Annotated in this window: 1 pseudogene; it reads left to right on the top strand. The window is 60.1% G+C overall.

The window, feature by feature from the left end:
* Positions 1 to 253 (top strand): annotated as a pseudogene (locus tag XcodCFBP4690_RS22260) (IS3 family transposase); the annotation flags it as partial.

The following is a 253-nucleotide window of genomic DNA, read 5'->3' as shown; positions in this document are numbered from 1 at the left end:
CGCGTCACCGAGGAGCGCGACATCCTAAAAAAGGCCGCCGCGTACTTTGCCAAGGGGTAAAGGCAAAGTACGCCTTCATGCAAGCCTACTGCAGGGAATTCAGGGTCTGTGCGATGTGCCGGGTATTGCGGGTCAACCGGTCGGGCTATTACGCCTGGTTGTGCTCACCCGACAGTGAGCGCGCCAAGGAAGACGAACGCCTGCTGGGGCTGATCAAGCACCACTGGCTGGCTAGCGGCAGTGTGTATGGGCA

Origin of the sequence: Xanthomonas codiaei (assembly GCF_002939785.1) — a bacterium.
Taxonomy (GTDB): Bacteria; Pseudomonadota; Gammaproteobacteria; order Xanthomonadales; family Xanthomonadaceae; genus Xanthomonas; species Xanthomonas codiaei.
The sequence above is the reverse complement of the archived record's forward strand: the minus strand, read 5'-3'. Positions and strand labels throughout refer to the sequence as shown.